The sequence below is a fragment of the Paenibacillus sp. FSL R5-0378 genome (assembly GCF_038009285.1).
Lineage (GTDB): Bacteria > Bacillota > Bacilli > Paenibacillales > Paenibacillaceae > Paenibacillus_AQ > Paenibacillus_AQ favisporus.
Map to the genome: position 1 here is coordinate 6,515,084 of NZ_JBBPAY010000001.1, position 16,822 is coordinate 6,531,905.

The following is a 16,822-nucleotide window of genomic DNA, read 5'->3' on the forward strand; positions in this document are numbered from 1 at the left end:
ATATAAGCGAATGATTATATGATATGATGATGAGAAATAAAAATCAAATCCATAGAAATGCATCTGTATCCAAAAAAACATTTGCATTTTGCAAACAAATACAGTATAAATGAATCACGAGGTGAAAAAACGCCATGGAAAGCACTCGCGAACTATTCCAAATCATGACCCGCCGCTTTGGCTTACTCAATAAAAATTGCTGTACCGTGGGTGGGCACGATCTCACACCGGTTCAAAGCCACATTTTGTTTGAGGTCGACCGCCAGCATCATCCTTCGATCCAACAGATCGCGGAAACATTAGGCACCGATATCACAACATTCAGCCGCCAGGTACAATCACTGATCAAAATGAACCTGATCAAAAAGACGCCTGATCCCACAGATCGCCGGGTTTCAACGCTCGCACTAACGGTTGAAGGGAAGTACGTCGCCGCCACCATCGACCATCAAATGAACGCTTATTTGGATGATGTATTTTCTTTTATGACCGAGTTTGAGAAAGAGACCGTTCTCCGGTCCATTAAATTAATGAATGAAGCGATGGCCAAATCCGATTATTGCTGCAAACCGATGCTAGGGTAATTTTTTTTACCTTTCATTACTTGCAGTTTGCAATTAATTTTCATCATGTGCAATCCTTTGATCTGATGTCAAATGGCTTTGCTGCTTCCAGCAGCGGGTCATTCAACATACACAACCCTTTAAGGAGGTCCTTCGATGTACGATCACTTTTACACCGCCGAGTACCTGATGAAAATGAACGAACAGCAAGTGCAAAAAACGGCTCGGCAGGCATGGAAATGGTCCGCGGAAAAACCAAAAATGGGCCGGTATAAGTTCCTGGACTCTGTCCGTAAAGCGAAGACAGTTCCTTGCTGCTCTCCACCCATTCAGGCTTGCTGCTAAAGTGCTGCTGACCATTGAAATCGAATCCAAACCTATTCTAAGGAGTGTTATCCATGTCAAAGTTAACGAATGATGAAATCCGCCAAAACGTTCGTAGCCGATATAAGCAGATTGCCGTTGCTGAGATGAATGCTGGATCTTGCTGCCAACCGGACAACAGCCAAGCCAGCTGCTGCAGCACGCCTTCCGATTTTAATTCGATCTCGAGCCGATTAGGTTACTCTGACGACGAATTAAACGCGGCACCAGAAGGCGCAAACCTTGGTTTGGGATGTGGTAACCCGCAGGCGATTGCTTCTTTAAAGGCTGGTGAAGTCGTGCTGGATTTGGGAAGCGGCGGCGGATTTGACTGTTTTCTGGCATCGCGCCAGGTAGGAGATACCGGTAAAGTCATCGGTGTCGACATGACTCCCGAAATGGTCAGCCGTGCACGCAGCAATGCAGTGAAAGGCCATTTCAAGAACACCGATTTTCGTCTGGGGGAAATTGAGCACCTTCCCGTCGCTGATCACACGGTAGATGCCATTATTTCGAACTGTGTGGTCAATCTGTCTCCAGATAAGCAGCAGGTGTTTCACGATTCTTTTCGGGTGCTAAAAAGCGGAGGCCGGCTGGCCATTTCGGATATCGTTACAACAGCAGATTTACCTCCCGAGATCAAAAACGACCTGGATGAATTGTATTCAGGCTGCATTTCAGGGGCTTCTTCCGTCAGCGAAATAGAAGCGATGCTTAGTCAAAGCGGGTTTACAAACATTAGCGTTGAACCTAAGGATGAGTCCAAAGCTTTTATTAAGGATTGGGTCCAAGGATCGAATATTGAGGATTACATTGTTTCGGCTGTCATCCAAGCCACCAAGCCTTAAGATCGTGGAATGCCGTCCTGTTTACCCATGTCCACCCATATTATGGCTCTTGTTCCAGCCGAGATGTGTTATATTAGTACCATCTCGGTTAAATACATAATTATGGAATTTTTAGGGGTGAACAGCTATTGGATTTGGAAAGAAGGATTGAGCAGCTCGAAGCGAAAATGAAAGCGATGGAGCTGGAGCTGAACGAACTTAGACGGGAGAGGCCGGGTACGGGTGATCCTCGGCAGCAGCCGGTGAATCCGGGAGCCCACGCCCAGCGGCCGGTGCAGCCGCAGGTTCCGCCTCAGGCTCCCTATGCGTCGCCGCAGGCACCGGGCGCTGCATACCCGAACCCGCCTGGGTCACAGCCTTACCAGGGGCATCCAGGCCAGCAGCCGATGCCTGGGCAGCCGGGAGTGCCGGGGTACCCTGGAGGTCCCGGCACGGTGCCGTATCCGGGCCAGCCGGGAACCGCAGGTTACCCGGCGCAGGCGGGCCCGCACCAAGGCCAGCCGGGCCAAGGGCCGTATTATGGCCAGCCCCGTCCCGCCGGATCGCAGGCCCAGCGGCCGCCCAAGCCGCCGAAGCCGCCCGTGGACTGGGAGCATGCCATCGCACGGGTGTGGCTGCCGCGCGTGTTTATCGTCGTACTGCTGCTCGGCGTCCTGTGGGGCTTTATCGCCGCCGTGTCGGCGGGGTATCTGACGCAGCCGGTACGCTGCCTCCTCGGCCTGGTTGCCGCCGGCGCCATGTACTTCTTCGGGGAGCGGCAGGTCCGGGGGCAGCGGGAAGGATTGGCGCAGGTACTGCTCGGCGGCTCTGTCGCCGTGCTCATGCTGACCTTTTTTGCGGCGCATCATCTATATGAATTGATTCCGTCCTGGTTAGCTTTCCTATTATATATCTTGTCCATCGCCCTGGGGGTGTGGACCGCCGTAAGGCGCCGCTCCCAGACGCTCGTGATCATTATGACCGTCGGCGGTTATCTCATTCCGTTCCTGGTGAAATCCACGGAACCGAATGCCTGGATCGCCGCAGGTTTTGAGCTCGTCTTTTCTCTGGCGATGACGGCGCTGTCGATCCGCTATGCTTACCGTGCCGCCTACTTCGTGTCCATTGGCGTGCTGCATCTGCCGCTGATGATTCTATACATGGCAGGCGATTTCGAAGGCAGCCGGCATGTCTTCCTCAGCGCGGTATTCCTGCAGCACGCCCTGCTGCTCGTCCTCTCGCTGGTCCGTCCGTACCGCCACCGCGTAGACGAGACGGTATCGCTAATGACCGGCTTCGGGCTGGTCGTGCTGTGGATTTACGCTTTGTACAATCAGGCGGGCGGCCCCGGTCCCGAATCGATGATGATGATCATCTGGGCCGTCATTTACAGCCTGATCGCCCTCTGGCGGGTGATGAGCGGCCGCGTTCCCCACCAATACATGGCGATCGCGACCTGCGCCTGGCTCATTTGGCTGGTTGAAATCGTCAGCCGGGAGGCGCTGCCGCTGTCTGTCCTGATCGAGGCGTCCCTTGGGCTCGGCCTCGGCATCCTGCTGAGAAGCCGGATGCAGCAGATCACGTCCGCCATTCTGTATTTGTTTGGGGGACTGAGCATTCTGCAGCTGATCATTCACGAGATCCTGTCGATCGAAACGCTGTCCTGGATCGCGCTCCTGGCCAGCCTGGCAGGCTTGTCGGCGGTCCTCCGCAGACATCTGGCCGAAGAATGGCAGCGGAAAGTACCGGATATTCTGATGTGGTCCGCCGCGCTGCTGTCCATCGTCTTCCTGACGGAAGTGACCTCGGTTCTGACGCGGAATCTGTCGTTCGACCTTCAGCATTTGATCCTGTCGGCCGAATACGCCCTCTATGCGATCATCGTTATTATTTACGGCGTCATGGTGGGTAAATCGATGGTCCGCCTGGCCGGACTGATCGTCCTGCTGATCACGCTGCTCAAGGTCATCTTCTTCGACCTGCCAGGCGTGTCGCTGGCCGTGCGGGCGATCCTGTTCATCGGTCTGGGCGTCGCCGGGATCGCCGTTTCCCGAATTTTGTACAAACGCAAAGGGGCCGATCCCGAAGCCCCACCGGGACCTCCGCCGGGACCACCGTCGCTTCCGCCGGAATAAATACGGCCATGACTGCGCCGCACGAACGTTATTCAGCTCCATTCAAGACGCGATACACGGCAGTCATGCTTGTCGATTTCCAAAATAAAGGGTGCCTGCACATCCCCGATGGATGCAGGCACCCTTTTTTTCATGATAACAGCCAACCACCCGCTAACCGCCCAGCAGAACAGATCTCAGCTCCCCGTATCCCCCCAGAATATGATGGGGCTGATGTCCGGTCGCAAATGGCTCGACCTTCCGATGGTTAAACCAAACTGATGTCCACCCCGCCTCCAGCGCGCCGATAACGTCGTTGTTCCAGGAGTCGCCGATGTACCAGCTTGCCCCAGGCTCCGTTTCCGTCGCCTCGTTCACATACCGGAACAGCCGGGGATCCGGCTTGTCCATGCCCACCGCTCCGGACACGAATACCCGGTCCAAGCCCACCAGCTTGTCCAGCCCAAGCGCACGGACTTTGTTCATTTGGTGTTCCTTCGGGCCATTGGTGATCACGCCGACCACATCGCCCCGCTCCTGGAGCTCCCGGATCAGCTCCTGCGCCCCCGGAAACAGGCGAATGTCGAACTGCCCCTCCAAATAGGCCGCCTGAATCGCAGCCGCCTGCTCCCGGTCCACGTCGATGCCGAACTCCGCAAGGGCCAGCTGAATCCGCTGCTCGCGCATGTCCTCCAGATCCCCCGCATTCGCCGGATCATTCACATGTCCATGCCGGGCCGACAGCAAGTCGCTGTAATGCCGGAACCGGTGGTATACTTGTTCATAAGGAAAGCCGTCCGGCGGCGATATCAAGCGATCGAGCGCTTGCCGCAGCGGTTCCAGATGGTCATACAGCGTATCGTCCACGTCAAAAAATACCGCTCTTTGTTCACCCATTTTCTTGTTCTCCCCCATCTGCCTAGTCCGCGATCACATGCCGGCTGCTGCCCGCATTAGCCCTCATATTGTACCATACAGCGGGCTTTTGGGACGCCTCAGCCGCTGTTTCAGCAGGAAAAAATCCGGATAACGGCTTATGATAAGCCCTTTCAATTGTGACGAAACTGGCAACATTGACAAAGCCTTGTGCAATTTTGAACAAAAATGAAAATCCCCGATTTTCCGCGATTACAGTGATTTTTCGCACAATTTGAGGTTTTTTTAAAAATCATGTGAAGATGTTCACAGAATATCTGTAAATGATTTACATTTATTACTTTTGTTGCATTTGTTTTCGTTCCCCCGGATTACTAAGCTATGGCTATAAGGTTCATTATTTTTAGACCAATTCAGCTACATGTAACGCTAGAAAGGAGCTCACTGTGAAGAAAAAAAGATGGTTATTTTTTGGTTTATTTGTATCCATCATGTTGCTGCTTAGCGGATGCGACTCGTCGTCACTCATCGTGCTAGATCCGAAAGGTCCGCAGGCAAAAACGCAATCCAGCACGATTATTTTCTCCATCCTGATGATGGCTTTCGTCTTGATTGTTGTTTACATCTTGTACATCATCATGCTGACCAAATACCGGGCAAGCAAAACCAGTGACGATTATATCCCGCCTCATATAGAAGGTAACAAATGGCTCGAGTTCACCTGGATTGCGATTCCGGTTATCATTGTGGCCATTCTATCGGTTGTCACGGTCAAAACGACCAGTGCGGTGGAAAGTGTTCCTGCCGGTTACGAGGATCAGAAGCCGCTTGTTATCTATGCCGCATCGTCCAACTGGAAATGGCACTTCAGTTACCCTGAAGAAGGCGTTGAAACGGTGAACTATGTGAATATTCCTACAAACCGCCCGATCGAGTTCCGCCTGTATTCTTACGGACCGATTACGAGCTTCTGGGTGCCGCAGCTTGGCGGACAGAAGTACGCCATGAGCGACATGGTCAACACGCTTCACCTGCTGGCCGACACACCGGGTTCTTTCATGGGACGTAACTCCAACTTCTCCGGTAAAGGCTATGCGCAGATGGAGTTTGAGGTACAGTCCATGAGCGCCGGAGACTTCAGCAAATGGGTCGACGACGTGAAGAAAACCGCGCCTCAATTGACTGAGGACAAATTTAACGCGCTGCTGAAAACCTCCTACGTTGGACGGGAATCCTTCTCTTCCACGCATCTCGGGTTCAACCCGCCGCCTGAAATGGATATGTCCGAAGGGCATCACGGCAGCGGCAGCAGTGACAAAGATTCCGGCTCGGAAACGATGGATCATTCGGATATGAGCAATATGGAAGATATGGGGTCCATGGAACATGGAAACTAACATCTACTGGAAAGGAGACCTACCTGCATGAAATGGGACGAATTTTTTGTTACCGGTGAGCCGATGATCTATGCTGCCATGGTCAGTATCGTCGTCGTTTCCCTCGCCATCCTGATCGGCCTGACCTATTTTAAAAAGTGGGGCTATCTGTGGCGCGAATGGCTCACAACGGTTGACCATAAGCGGATCGGGGTCATGTATATCCTGTCCGCACTCATCATGCTGTTCCGCGGCGGGGTCGACGCCCTGCTGATGCGTACGCAGCTCGCGGCTCCGGAAATGAAGTTTCTGGATGCGCAGCACTATAACGAAATCTTTACAACGCACGGCGTTATCATGATCCTGTTCATGGCGATGCCGTTCGTTATCGGACTTATGAACGTTGTCGTTCCGCTGCAAATCGGGGCGCGCGACGTAGCTTTCCCTAGACTGAACGCCGTCAGCTTCTGGATGTTCTTCTTCGGAGCGATGCTGTTCAACATTTCCTTCGTCATCGGGGGATCGCCGGATGCCGGCTGGACCGCTTACTTCCCGCTGGCGAGCCTGGAGTTCAGCCCGACCGTAGGTAACAACTTCTACTCTCTGGCCCTTCAGATTTCCGGTATCGGTACGCTGATGACCGGTGTCAACTTTATCGTAACGATTCTGAAAATGCGTGCGCCAGGCATGAGACTGATGCGCATGCCGATGTTTACCTGGTCCGTCCTGATTACGAACGTTATCATCCTGTTCGCATTCCCGGTTCTGACCGTTGCCCTTGCCCTGATGATGTTCGACCGCATCTTCGGCAGCCAGTTCTTTACGATGGCGAATGGCGGTATGGATATGCTCTGGGCCAACCTGTTCTGGGTATGGGGACACCCTGAAGTATATATCGTTATTTTGCCGGCCTTCGGTATATTCAGTGATATTATTTCCACGTTCTCGAAAAAGAATTTGTACGGTTATAAATCGATGGTTGCCAGTATGGTGGTCATCTCGCTCCTGTCCTTTATCGTATGGGCTCACCACTTCTATACGATGGGCGCAGGCGTTATGGTCAACGGCTTCTTCTCCATCACGACGATGGCGATTGCCGTACCGACCGGCGTCAAAATATTCAACTGGCTCTTTACCTTGCAGAAAGGTAAAATCTCGTTCACGACACCGATGCTGTACGCGATGGCCTTTATTCCGATCTTTACGATCGGCGGCGTAACCGGCGTCATGCTGGCGATGGCCAGCGCGGACTACCAGTACCATAACACGATGTTCCTGGTTGCCCACTTCCACTATGTATTGATTCCGGGTACCGTCTTCGGGGTTCTGGCAGGCATGTACTTCTGGTTCCCGAAAATTTTCGGTTTCCGTCTGAACGAGAAGCTCGGCAAGACCGCCTTCTGGCTCATCGTCGTCGGCTTCAATACGGCCTTCCTGCCACTGTTCTTCCTTGGACTGAGCGGCATGACGCGCCGGATGTACACGTATTCGGCCGATACCGGCTTTGGCCCGCTGAATATGGTGGCTACGATCGGCGCCTTTATCCTGGCCATCGGATTTGTTGTTCTGTGCTACAACTTCTACTGGAGCTTCCGTTACAGCCCTCGCGACGAAAACGGAGATCCATGGGATGCACGTACGCTGGAATGGAGTACGCCAAGCCCTGTGCCGGTGTACAACTTCGCCAAGGTACCTAACGTCAAATCCATGGATGCACTGTGGGAGGCCAAAGTCAACGGGGTACCTCTCTACGAGGAAGGCCCTTACGAACCGATTCATATGCCTAACAACAGCGGTCAACCGTTCATTCTCGGCGTCATTATGTTTTTCCTAGGCTTTTTCCTGGTATTCAGCTGGTTCATTCCTGCAATCATTGCGGGTATCGCTGTCGTAGTCATGCTGGCTCTGCGTTCCTTCGAACGCGATCATGGCTATCACATTTCACCTGAGGAAATTGCCGCCACTGAACAGAAATTGCGGGGTGATTCCGTATGAAAATAAATGATTCACTGCCACTTGAGTATAGAACGGAAGAGAACAGCAACAAGATCTTCGGGTTCTGGCTCTTCCTCGGGGCAGAGATCGCCCTCTTCTCCACGCTGTTCGCCGTCTATTTCACACTGTGGAACCGGACGGGGAGCGGCCCGACGGGGAAAGAGCTGTTCGAACTGAACGGCGTCATTTGGGAGACGTTCCTGCTCCTGACCAGTAGTTTCACCTGCGGCCTTGGCATTCATGCCATGCGCCTCAATCTGAAGAAGCCGATGATCGTCTTCTTCGTCATCACGCTGCTCATGGGCCTCGGCTTCCTGGGCATTGAGATCACCGAGTTTGTCAACTACGTTCACGAAGGGGCTACGCTGCAAACGAGCGCGTTCCTGTCCAGCTTGTTCGTCCTGCTCGGTACCCACGGTCTTCACGTGACGATGGGTATTCTCTGGGGCGCCGGCATTCTGATTCAGGTCGGCCGTCAAGGCTTTACGGATGAGACGGCGAACAAATCGTTCATCTTCTCGCTGTACTGGCACTTCCTTGACGTTGTCTGGATCTTCATCTTCAGCTTTGTCTACATGAAAGGACTGATGTAATATGGCACGTTTATTTCCAATACGGCACGTGATCGGATACATCTTCTCGCTGATCCTTTCAGTGGTTGGACTGGGCGTGGTGTTCTGGGATTTGAACCCGACCGCCGGACTCTGGATCCTGATCGTGTGTGCGCTCATCCAGGCGTCACTGCAGCTCGTACTGTTCATGCACATCGGCGAGACCGACAACAAAAAGTCGCTGTACTTCAACATTGCTTATGCGTTGTTCGTCGGACTGGTTACGATCTTCGGTACGCTCTTCACGATGCTGTGGGGATGGTAAGAAGCTCAGCTTGAGCTCAGATATATCAAAGGCTTTTCTGATCCTAAGGGGTCAGGAAAGCCTTTTTTTGTTGGATTATTTTTCTGTTAAAAAAAGGAATGCTTTTATGCAAAATCGAATCTAACCATTGGCTCGTCAAATGTTGCCATACGATAACGTTCCAATGGAGGCGAACAAAGTATTGGCCCAAAAACAGAGGATCACCTATTTGGATCTCTTGCGCGGCATTGCCATTTTGGCTGTAGTCACCATCCATGTGACATCCTATCCGGTAGCCTTTCTGTCCACGGATTCCACCGTGTACCCGCTCTATTTTATCCTGAATGCGGCTTCTCAATTTGCGGTACCGGCGTTTCTGTTTTTGAGCTCGCTCGTCCTGTTTTACCGCTATGACGGCGGCGTTCAAGGCAACTGGCTTCTTTTTTATTGGAAACGCTTAAAGCGGATTCTGCTGCCTTACTTGTTCTGGTCCGTGTATTACTCCACTTATCTGTCGTATATCCAGCATATTTCATTCTCAGACGGTCTCCGCAAGTTTCTTAAAGGCTTGCCGCTTGGCGGCAGCTATGACCATTTGTATTTCATGATCATCATCGCCCAGTTTTATGTGCTGTTTCCTCTCCTATCGCTGTTGTTTCAAAGGATAGGGCAGGTCCGGCGGCATCCCATACTCGTGGGGGCCTTGCTGCAAATCGCCTTCTATCTGCTGAACTATTATGTGCTTCATATGCATAAAACCGGGACCTTCGTGATGACCTACGTCGTTTATTTCTTCTTGGGTGCTTACATGGCCGAACAGTTAAAGGGGATGTCTCCTGATGAAACGCCGAAATGGAACTACCGGTGGACGGCGCTGTTTCTGGGATCCGCAATGCTCTTTATCGTGCAAAAATGGCTGCAGCTGGCTAACCCCCATTGGATTCGCCAGCCTTTTCTATCCAACATCAACTTTATAACGGATTACGCCTACTGCAGCATTGCGTGTGTATTTTTGGTGCTGTTCGTTCGAATCCTGGAAGGGAAACCTCGACTTCAAAAAGTACTGTTTTCCCTCGGATCCTGCGCCTTCGGCATTTACTTTATTCATCCCTACTTTTTGATCTTGTGGCGGCATTTTGTCATGACGAGCGGCCCGATCGCCTATCACCTGCTCACCTGGGCAGGCGGGGCTGCTGCGCTTGCCGCCTCTTGGCTGATCACTTGGCTCCTCATGCATACGCCGCTCGGCATCTATCTTGTCGGGGAATCCAAATGGAAGGCCCGGAACAAACGCGGCGCGTCTCAGAGCGGAACGATGTGAGCTTGGGGCAAACCTGTAAGCCCGCTGCGCAAACGGCTCATTCCTCCGATCGCTGTTGCCAGCCCATGTTTTCGATGATATAGACCACTCTGAGGTTAACATGGGCTGACAAAGGCGACCACTTCGTTTCTCCGGAATTGACCCGTCCGCTCCGCTGGAGTCTAGGATGAAAAAAGCAGCCTGCCGTTTATGCGGCAGGCTGCTTGCTTTATACTGCTTGATTTACCCAGCTTTTATCTTACTTGCTTTGCCCTATTCGCTTCATTCTATAACTGCTTTTGGGCTGCTTGTTTCTTCTTGAAACCGAACAGGGCTGCGCCCAGAGCAATCAAGCCCACACCTGCGAGCTGCATCGGCAGAGGGCTGGCTTCCCCTGTCTTCGGCAGGGTTGCCGCACCCCCGGCGGATGACTCGCCAGGCTCCTGGCTGCTGCCTGTTTGGCCGCCAGCACTGCTGTTCTTGCCTGGGTCGGTTTCATCCCCCGGGCTAGGCTGCGTTCCAGTCCCGCCAGCGCCCGCTGTGCCGCCGCCATTCGGCTGCCCTGGCTCGGACGGTTGTCCCGGCTGCGACGGCTGGCCCGGTTCACTGGGCGCCGGCCCGATAATTATTCCGCCTGGAATGTTCGGAGTTTTCGGGCCGCTTGGCGTTTCGCTGCCCCCAGGCTGCTCCGGTTCGTCCGGATCCGGAGTAGGCGTTACCGGCGGTTTCGTTTGGTTACCTCCACCACCGGAATCGCCGCCACCGCCGTTGCTTCCACCGCCGCCTCCGCCGGTGATGCGGCCGTTCTCAATGGTGATTTGGGTCTCCTGACCGGATACGATTTCGAATTCGGTCAGTGCCTCCCCAATGTAGTAACCGGCCGGAGCGGCGGTCTCTTCGGCGTAATACTTGCCTGGTCTCAGGCCGTCTACACCTAATTCGCCATGCTCGTCCGTTACCAGACTGGCGAGTTCCTCGCCTTTGGCATCCAGTACATGCTGCTTGTTCTCATCAAGAATGCGGAACTTTGCACCTTTCAACGGAATATCCAGCCGGCCGGTTTGAATTTTGGTGATCTTCAGCGAGCCGGTGATCTTGTCGTTGGTGAATGTCAGCTGAAGCGGCTGGTCATCCACGATCTCGAATTTCAGCGGTTCCGGCTTGGACTGATAACCTGCCGGTGGAGTAACTTCGACAAACATATAGCTGCCCGCTTTGAGATTCGGAACGGACACCTTACCATCCGCATCCGTAGTCAGCCCTGCCGCCACTTCGTGCCCCTGCTCGTCCAGCAGGTTAAACACGGCGCCTTCCAGTGGCGTGCCGTCATAAGCGTCGGTTTTGGTCAGCTGCACAGAACCGACATAGATTTCGTTAAATGCGGTACCTTGTTTAGTGATTGACTGGTTCACATCGATGGTAAACGAAATCGGCGTCGCATCGAGCTTATATCCCTTAGGAGCTGTCACTTCGATCAACTGGTAGCTCCCAGCGTCGAGATGGGCCAGCAGGATTTTCCCGTCGTCTTCCGTAGACAGCTCGGTCTTCCCTGGGACATCTTCGAAAGTACCGTTCACGTCTTTTTGGAGCTTAAACACGGCTCCTTTCAGAACCTTAGCAGGATCATCCTTGTCTACCTTCGTAAGCTCGTAATCCCATACGCCTTTCGTATTCGTGACGGTTATTTCGGCTGCATCCGCTTTGAAAGTAATCTTCTTGCCGGCCCGGTATTCATCATCGATGAGATATCCAGCTGGGGCAGCCAATTCCTTCAACACGTAGTCATTGTACCGGGTATTGCTGAAAACCGCTTCCCCTTGATCATCGGTAACGAGCTCCCGAATGAGGGTCTTGCCGGTCTTATCATAGAGTCCGAAACGGGCGTCAGCCAGTGGAGCACCTGAACCTGCATCCTTTTTAATGATCGTCAGGTCTCCTTTGCCCGTCTGGGCACCGCCGCCAGCTCCCGAGAAGCTGACATTGACGATTTTATTTTCGTCCTTGCTGACGCTTCCCGAGGATTGGCCAGCAAATTTGGCGCTGTTGGTGATCGTTTCGCCACTATCGGCATTGATGAACGACTTGTACTTCAGAATGTACGCTTCCTGAATCGTGTTCTTGAAGGTCAGGGTAAAGGCATTATCCTGGACGTCAAGCGTATATGTATCAGGGTCCACGAGCGCCTTTTGTGTCAAGTTTCCATTCTTGTCCACTGCCGTACTGTACAGCTCAAACGAAGACGGAATCAGAATCTGGTTCGTGGATAGTGTATCCGTCAGCACTGCGTTCTCCACGATGGACTGGCTGCGGTTCACATTGAGGGTCCAGTAGGCAAAATCCTGATCCGCAGCGGCTCCCTGTACGCCTGTTTTGTTGATGTATTCGCCGCCGTACTTCGGATTCACATTGGTAGACTGTACAAAGAGCTTGGTATCCGGCAGTGCGCGGTCGTACATTTCGGCGGCATTGCTGTAGTTTGCTGCCACCGGATGGTCTTTCAGGCTCGTTTTGTACGTGATCCGGTAGGCGCCGTCGATCGGTTTTTTGAACACGAGCTCAAAACCATGTTTGTCATTGTCCGACAGCGTCTCTAACGTGTAATCCGCGTTCAGTACAAGCGGGGTTCCCACTGGTTTAACGCCATTCGCACCGCCTGTGAGCTCCAGTGGTTGAACGACCAGGGAGTCTGCCAAGAACGTCTGCTCTCCCGAATAGAAATCCCTGACGACGGCCTCGTTCACGTGATACAGGTTGTAGTTCACGTTTAAGGCCCAGGTGATTTCCTTGGTCGTCGCGTCATAGCTTCCGGTTTTGCTGCCGTTGTTTTTGGTGAAGTCGTCGGCCGGAGCGCTTACGGTTTTGCTGATGGCTGGCTGCTGTACGCCGCCTTCCTTCCAGTCGACTTGGGCAGTGTTCGAATATTCATTCATTTGGCCTGCGGTCGGATCGAAGCTCGTTTGGTACGTGATCACATAGCTCGAATCGATATCCTTTAGGAACGTGATCTTGAACCCGGTATCATAATCCGGATTAGGCTCAACCGTGTAATCATCCTTGCTCATTCCGTCAATTCCAACAGTCTCCGGAATCAGCTCCATGTGCTGGCCTGCGAAGTTATCCGTAATGACAACATCCGTCATATTCTTCTTGTCATCGTTCAGGCTAAGCTTCCAGTCGATGGTCTTGTCGCTGTAGTTCGTGCCTGTGTACGTTTTCCAGAAAATGACCTGCTTAATTGGTTGTCCAACCGTAACTTCCGGTACACCCGGCATGCTTACCGTATTTTGGACATCTCCATTTTCATACACTCGTCCGGATGCCTTCGTCTGGTATCGAATTTCATAGGCAGCGTTGACATCATGCGTGAACTGGAGATTGAAGCCCGTTTCCGATTTTGTCACGGTGTAATCGGTGCCCTTAGTAAGAGCCGTTCCGTTTTTTTGCGAAGCGGTACCATTATCATCAATCGTCATCTCGTACACTTCGAACGAATCGTCCACTAGTTCCTGGGTAGTCGTATCGAACTTATCGTTGATCCAGGCCTTGTCCTGCGTCAAACTCTGCTCGTTGTAGTTGTACTGGATCGCCCAAGAGATAGTTTGACTATTTGCGTCATAGCCTGTGGACTTTTTACCGAGCGGCTTGCTGTACTTTGTGTCCACCTTAGCCGACTTCGTCAGAGGCTGCAGCAGCCCGCCACCGTTGACTTCCACATTGTTGGTGTACGCTGTGTCCGTCGTTTTCGTGATTTTTGTCTTGTAATGGACCCGATACGCGCTGTCCGAGCTTCCATTAAACTTTAGCTCAAACCCGCTCAGGGAGTCGTTCATCTTCTCATAACCTGTAAACGGATCCTGAGCTTCCACCACCGATCCGTCCAGCTGAACCTGCAGCTTGTGGACTTCGATGGAATCCGGGACTAGCTCCAAACCTTCCGGCAGCGTATCCTTGAATTGCGCATCCGTCAGCATACGCTCACCCTTGTTGAAATCAACCGTCCAGGTAATTTCACTCGGGTTCATCGCTTTATTCCGCGTTCCGGACTTGTCGATTTCGCTGCCTGTAGGGTTATTAAAATGCATGGGGATGACGATGGGATCATCAGGATAATCAAAGACGATGTCCTGCTTGGTCCCGCCGGAAAACTTACTTCCGTCGAAGTTTCTCCATACGTAAAAATCCCCGGACCATTCGAGGTTATCCTCGATTTCCTTGCTGAATGTAAAGGTGACCTGACCATCCGTCGTAATATGGTAGGTACCTACGTCGCCAGTCAGGATACCGTCTAATTCCCGATCCGGCTTGAATTTGTCTGGAAGATCGAAGGTAAAGGTAGCCCCTTCATGGTAACCGTGGCCTGCAGGAAGTGTCCAATACACGTCCACTTGAACCCTGGCTCCCATATCGACACGGATGTCTTGAAGCTTGTTCCCCTCTTCGTCCTTCATTTGAACATCGGTAATGATGTTCTTCGTAATCACCTCACCCTGCGCCGGGTCTGCATCCGCCTGTACAGCTCCTTCAGGGGCAGCAGCCTCGTCCGAGGCGACCGGCGTTTCGGTGGATGGGTCGGGTTCAGCCGGTACCGCGGGTGGCTCCTCCCCAGGGGCCGCTGCCGCTGGAGCATCCCCAACCGGCATATCCGTTCCCTGATCGCCCGGGGTCACACTTCCGTCACCGGAAGCCGGTGCGTCCCCGCCGGGCTCACTTGAAGCATCCGAAGCGGCTGTATCCGACTCCGTCACCACCACCGCTCCGGTTGTACCTCCGGTGGCGTCCGTTTCAGCACGCACCAGACCGGAAGGAACCAGCAGGTTAATCAGCAGAAATACTGCCATTAACACATAGGGCACCTTCCCAAATGTTTTCCTCATCCTTCAGATTTCACCTCTCACTCTCTATATCGAAATGTATCTGCTGGCAAAAAATGATGCGTTTTGCCCGTGTTTGTCGAACCAGCAAACAAAATCACTATAAAGGGTCCCTCTGAATAAGTTCTGAATCTCACTTTGAGGACTTTGAGGGCCTAGTGAAGGTACGGAAACTTCATGTACACGATGGCGTCGGCACTCTGAATCATAAAAAAACGCCCCGCCTCCACATGGAGGCAGGAGCGTTTATGAAGACTTCATCTTGCCTTTGATGATCAACCGGTGCGTTGGATTCACGAGCGGATCGCAGGTCACCAGGGTGATTTCCCTGTCCCGGCCGTTTGCCTCAAGTACCCATACCTCTTCCGGCTTGACGACAAGCTTGTCTGTCACCGTATATTCAAATATCTCTGAACCGGTGTCTACACGGATGGTATCCCCCGGTTGGAGCTCGTCCAGCCGGTTGAAGTTGCGGCCGTATGTCCGGCTGCGGTGGCCTGCAACAGCATAATTGCCGATCTGGCCGGCTATGCCGGTATGCTCGATGCTGGCAAGGCTGGTTTTCATATTCTTTTTGGTGGCGCCGTGCAGGATGGGCAGCTTTAAGTCGATTTTCTCGATGACAAGCATGCCCTCCACCTTCCCGTCCTGAGGATTGGTAGAAGCTGCAGCCGAGATTCCCTTCGGTTCATTGTCTGCTTTGTCATAATCTGTGGCACCGCCAGCAGCACCGGCCGAAAGTTCCTCCTCGGACACGCCGATGTTCTGAAAACTGTGCCCCCATTCGCGTGCCAGCTTCTGCTGCGCTGCGTTTTCCCTCCATTCGGCCAGCTTTGGATAACACAGCAGGATTACGCCAGCCGCAATCATGATGCCTGCCCATAGTTTGATCTTAATCGGTGGTCACCCGCTTTTCTTCCCGGATTTCTCTTCCCAGACCATCCCTGCAAATAAGACGCGTTTCGGTTCCGGTGTAAGCGTGCAGCTCTCCCAGTGGTCCATTTTCACAAGCCCCCGCCGAACGAGCGCAAAAACGGTATTGGTCGTACAATACCACCCCGGCTTCGATAGGTTCCGGGAGTCGTCCGGCTCCCTCTCATAAGTCCAATACCCGCCATGCTTCCAGCGTTGCAGCCGCCCGCCATGTTGTTGCGCCATGCTTAGCGCTTCCCTTTGTTTGTCGGATAGTTTCATATGATCACCACATAACCTTTATTTGTCTTCTCGCCGCAGAGACGGCGGATCAGGCATTAATATACTGATACCCAACATACCCCGATTAAACCATAACGGACTGGATAAATTCTGAATATGGATAAAAAACAGACCTTCAACACACTTAGGCTTTTCTAAAAAATAAACGGATGCTTATTCCAGCACCCGTTTTCTTCTTCATTCCCATGCTATATTCAGATAAAGTTCATTTCTACTTTGTATAATACAAACATATACTTCATATCGTGGAACCCGAGATTTGGGACCGATATGTCAGAGATAAAGATATTTGAGGAGGATCCATGGAAGTTACGCGTATTCTCAAGGAAACGTTGCTCAAATATAGTACAATGTCGAACGCAGAAATCAAGGAGATTCTCATAAAAGAACAAGTATTATACAAGACCGTAGACATCGCTTCCAAAAAACAAGAGCCCGTAAATCATTTCCCTTAACAGCGGAGATTC

General features: G+C 52.5%; 13 protein-coding genes. 9 read left to right on the plus strand and 4 right to left on the minus strand.

All coding sequences use genetic code 11. The features are described 5' to 3' along the window. The first annotated feature begins 134 nt into the window (after positions 1-134). From MKY74_RS30235 to MKY74_RS30250, 4 genes are all read left to right on the plus strand, one after another. A complete protein-coding gene (locus MKY74_RS30235; RefSeq protein ID WP_076173626.1) occupies positions 135-584 on the plus strand; it encodes a MarR family winged helix-turn-helix transcriptional regulator in 450 nt (149 codons plus the stop codon). A gap of 135 nt (positions 585-719) precedes the next feature. Continuing rightward, positions 720-908 carry a hypothetical protein gene (locus MKY74_RS30240; protein ID WP_076173625.1) on the plus strand — a complete coding sequence of 63 codons (189 nt, stop codon included), beginning with the start codon at positions 720-722 and terminating at the stop codon, positions 906-908. 53 nt (positions 909-961) lie between these two features. Further along, complete coding sequence (locus MKY74_RS30245; protein ID WP_076173624.1) at positions 962-1,774, plus strand: arsenite methyltransferase; 813 nt, start codon at positions 962-964, stop codon at positions 1,772-1,774. A 128-nt stretch (positions 1,775-1,902) separates the two neighbouring features. Then, positions 1,903-3,888 carry a DUF2339 domain-containing protein gene (locus tag MKY74_RS30250; protein ID WP_076173623.1) on the plus strand — a complete coding sequence of 662 codons (1,986 nt, stop codon included), beginning with the start codon at positions 1,903-1,905 and terminating at the stop codon, positions 3,886-3,888. A gap of 153 nt (positions 3,889-4,041) precedes the next feature. Here the strand turns inward: MKY74_RS30250 and MKY74_RS30255 are convergent, their stop codons facing one another. Further along, a complete protein-coding gene (locus MKY74_RS30255; RefSeq protein ID WP_076173622.1) occupies positions 4,042-4,764 on the minus strand; it encodes an HAD family hydrolase in 723 nt (240 codons plus the stop codon). 425 nt (positions 4,765-5,189) lie between these two features. Between MKY74_RS30255 and qoxA the strand changes: the two genes are divergently transcribed. The 5 genes from qoxA to MKY74_RS30280 all read left to right on the plus strand — a co-directional run bounded on the left by qoxA (position 5,190) and on the right by MKY74_RS30280 (position 10,290). After that, positions 5,190-6,140 (plus strand): cytochrome aa3 quinol oxidase subunit II, encoded by a 951-nt coding sequence (qoxA, locus tag MKY74_RS30260; RefSeq protein WP_373309628.1) that lies wholly within the window; start codon positions 5,190-5,192, stop codon positions 6,138-6,140. A 27-nt stretch (positions 6,141-6,167) separates the two neighbouring features. Beyond that, positions 6,168-8,114, plus strand: a complete 1,947-nt coding sequence (gene qoxB / locus MKY74_RS30265; RefSeq protein ID WP_076173620.1) for a cytochrome aa3 quinol oxidase subunit I — start codon at positions 6,168-6,170, stop codon at positions 8,112-8,114. Continuing rightward, positions 8,111-8,707, plus strand: coding sequence for a cytochrome aa3 quinol oxidase subunit III (gene qoxC / locus MKY74_RS30270; RefSeq protein WP_076173619.1), 597 nt, complete (start codon positions 8,111-8,113; stop codon positions 8,705-8,707). The genes qoxB and qoxC overlap by 4 nt, the downstream gene beginning before the upstream one ends. Before the next feature lies 1 nt (position 8,708). Next, entirely contained in the window at positions 8,709-8,990 is a 282-nt protein-coding gene (gene qoxD / locus MKY74_RS30275) for a cytochrome aa3 quinol oxidase subunit IV (protein ID WP_076173618.1), read from the plus strand. 181 nt (positions 8,991-9,171) lie between these two features. After that, positions 9,172-10,290, plus strand: a complete 1,119-nt coding sequence (locus tag MKY74_RS30280; protein ID WP_076173617.1) for an acyltransferase — start codon at positions 9,172-9,174, stop codon at positions 10,288-10,290. Positions 10,291-10,556: 266 nt separating this feature from the next. Here the strand turns inward: MKY74_RS30280 and MKY74_RS30285 are convergent, their stop codons facing one another. From MKY74_RS30285 to MKY74_RS30295, 3 genes are all read right to left on the minus strand, one after another. Continuing rightward, the gene (locus MKY74_RS30285) at positions 10,557-15,143 is read right to left on the minus strand and encodes an LPXTG cell wall anchor domain-containing protein (protein ID WP_076173616.1); all 4,587 of its coding nucleotides are present in this window, start codon (positions 15,141-15,143) and stop codon (positions 10,557-10,559) included. A gap of 243 nt (positions 15,144-15,386) precedes the next feature. Further along, positions 15,387-16,010, minus strand: a complete 624-nt coding sequence (locus tag MKY74_RS30290) for a class D sortase (RefSeq protein ID WP_076173615.1) — start codon at positions 16,008-16,010, stop codon at positions 15,387-15,389. A 33-nt stretch (positions 16,011-16,043) separates the two neighbouring features. Continuing rightward, the gene (locus MKY74_RS30295) at positions 16,044-16,298 is read right to left on the minus strand and encodes a hypothetical protein (protein ID WP_076173614.1); all 255 of its coding nucleotides are present in this window, start codon (positions 16,296-16,298) and stop codon (positions 16,044-16,046) included. Positions 16,299-16,822 lie beyond the last annotated feature (524 nt).

Bases quoted from the DNA above. Each gene is read 5' to 3' on its own strand.
- MKY74_RS30285 (WP_076173616.1), bottom strand. From the start codon at position 15,143: ATGAGGAAAACATTTGGGAAGGTGCCCTATGTGTTAATGGCAGTATTT.
- MKY74_RS30255 (WP_076173622.1), bottom strand. From the start codon at position 4,764: ATGGGTGAACAAAGAGCGGTATTTTTTGACGTGGACGATACGCTGTAT.
- MKY74_RS30240 (WP_076173625.1), top strand. From the start codon at position 720: ATGTACGATCACTTTTACACCGCCGAGTACCTGATGAAAATGAACGAA.
- MKY74_RS30290 (WP_076173615.1), bottom strand. From the start codon at position 16,010: ATGATTGCGGCTGGCGTAATCCTGCTGTGTTATCCAAAGCTGGCCGAA.
- qoxC (WP_076173619.1), top strand. From the start codon at position 8,111: ATGAAAATAAATGATTCACTGCCACTTGAGTATAGAACGGAAGAGAAC.
- MKY74_RS30245 (WP_076173624.1), top strand. From the start codon at position 962: ATGTCAAAGTTAACGAATGATGAAATCCGCCAAAACGTTCGTAGCCGA.
- MKY74_RS30235 (WP_076173626.1), top strand. From the start codon at position 135: ATGGAAAGCACTCGCGAACTATTCCAAATCATGACCCGCCGCTTTGGC.
- qoxD (WP_076173618.1), top strand. From the start codon at position 8,709: ATGGCACGTTTATTTCCAATACGGCACGTGATCGGATACATCTTCTCG.
- qoxB (WP_076173620.1), top strand. From the start codon at position 6,168: ATGAAATGGGACGAATTTTTTGTTACCGGTGAGCCGATGATCTATGCT.
- MKY74_RS30295 (WP_076173614.1), bottom strand. From the start codon at position 16,298: ATGGCGCAACAACATGGCGGGCGGCTGCAACGCTGGAAGCATGGCGGG.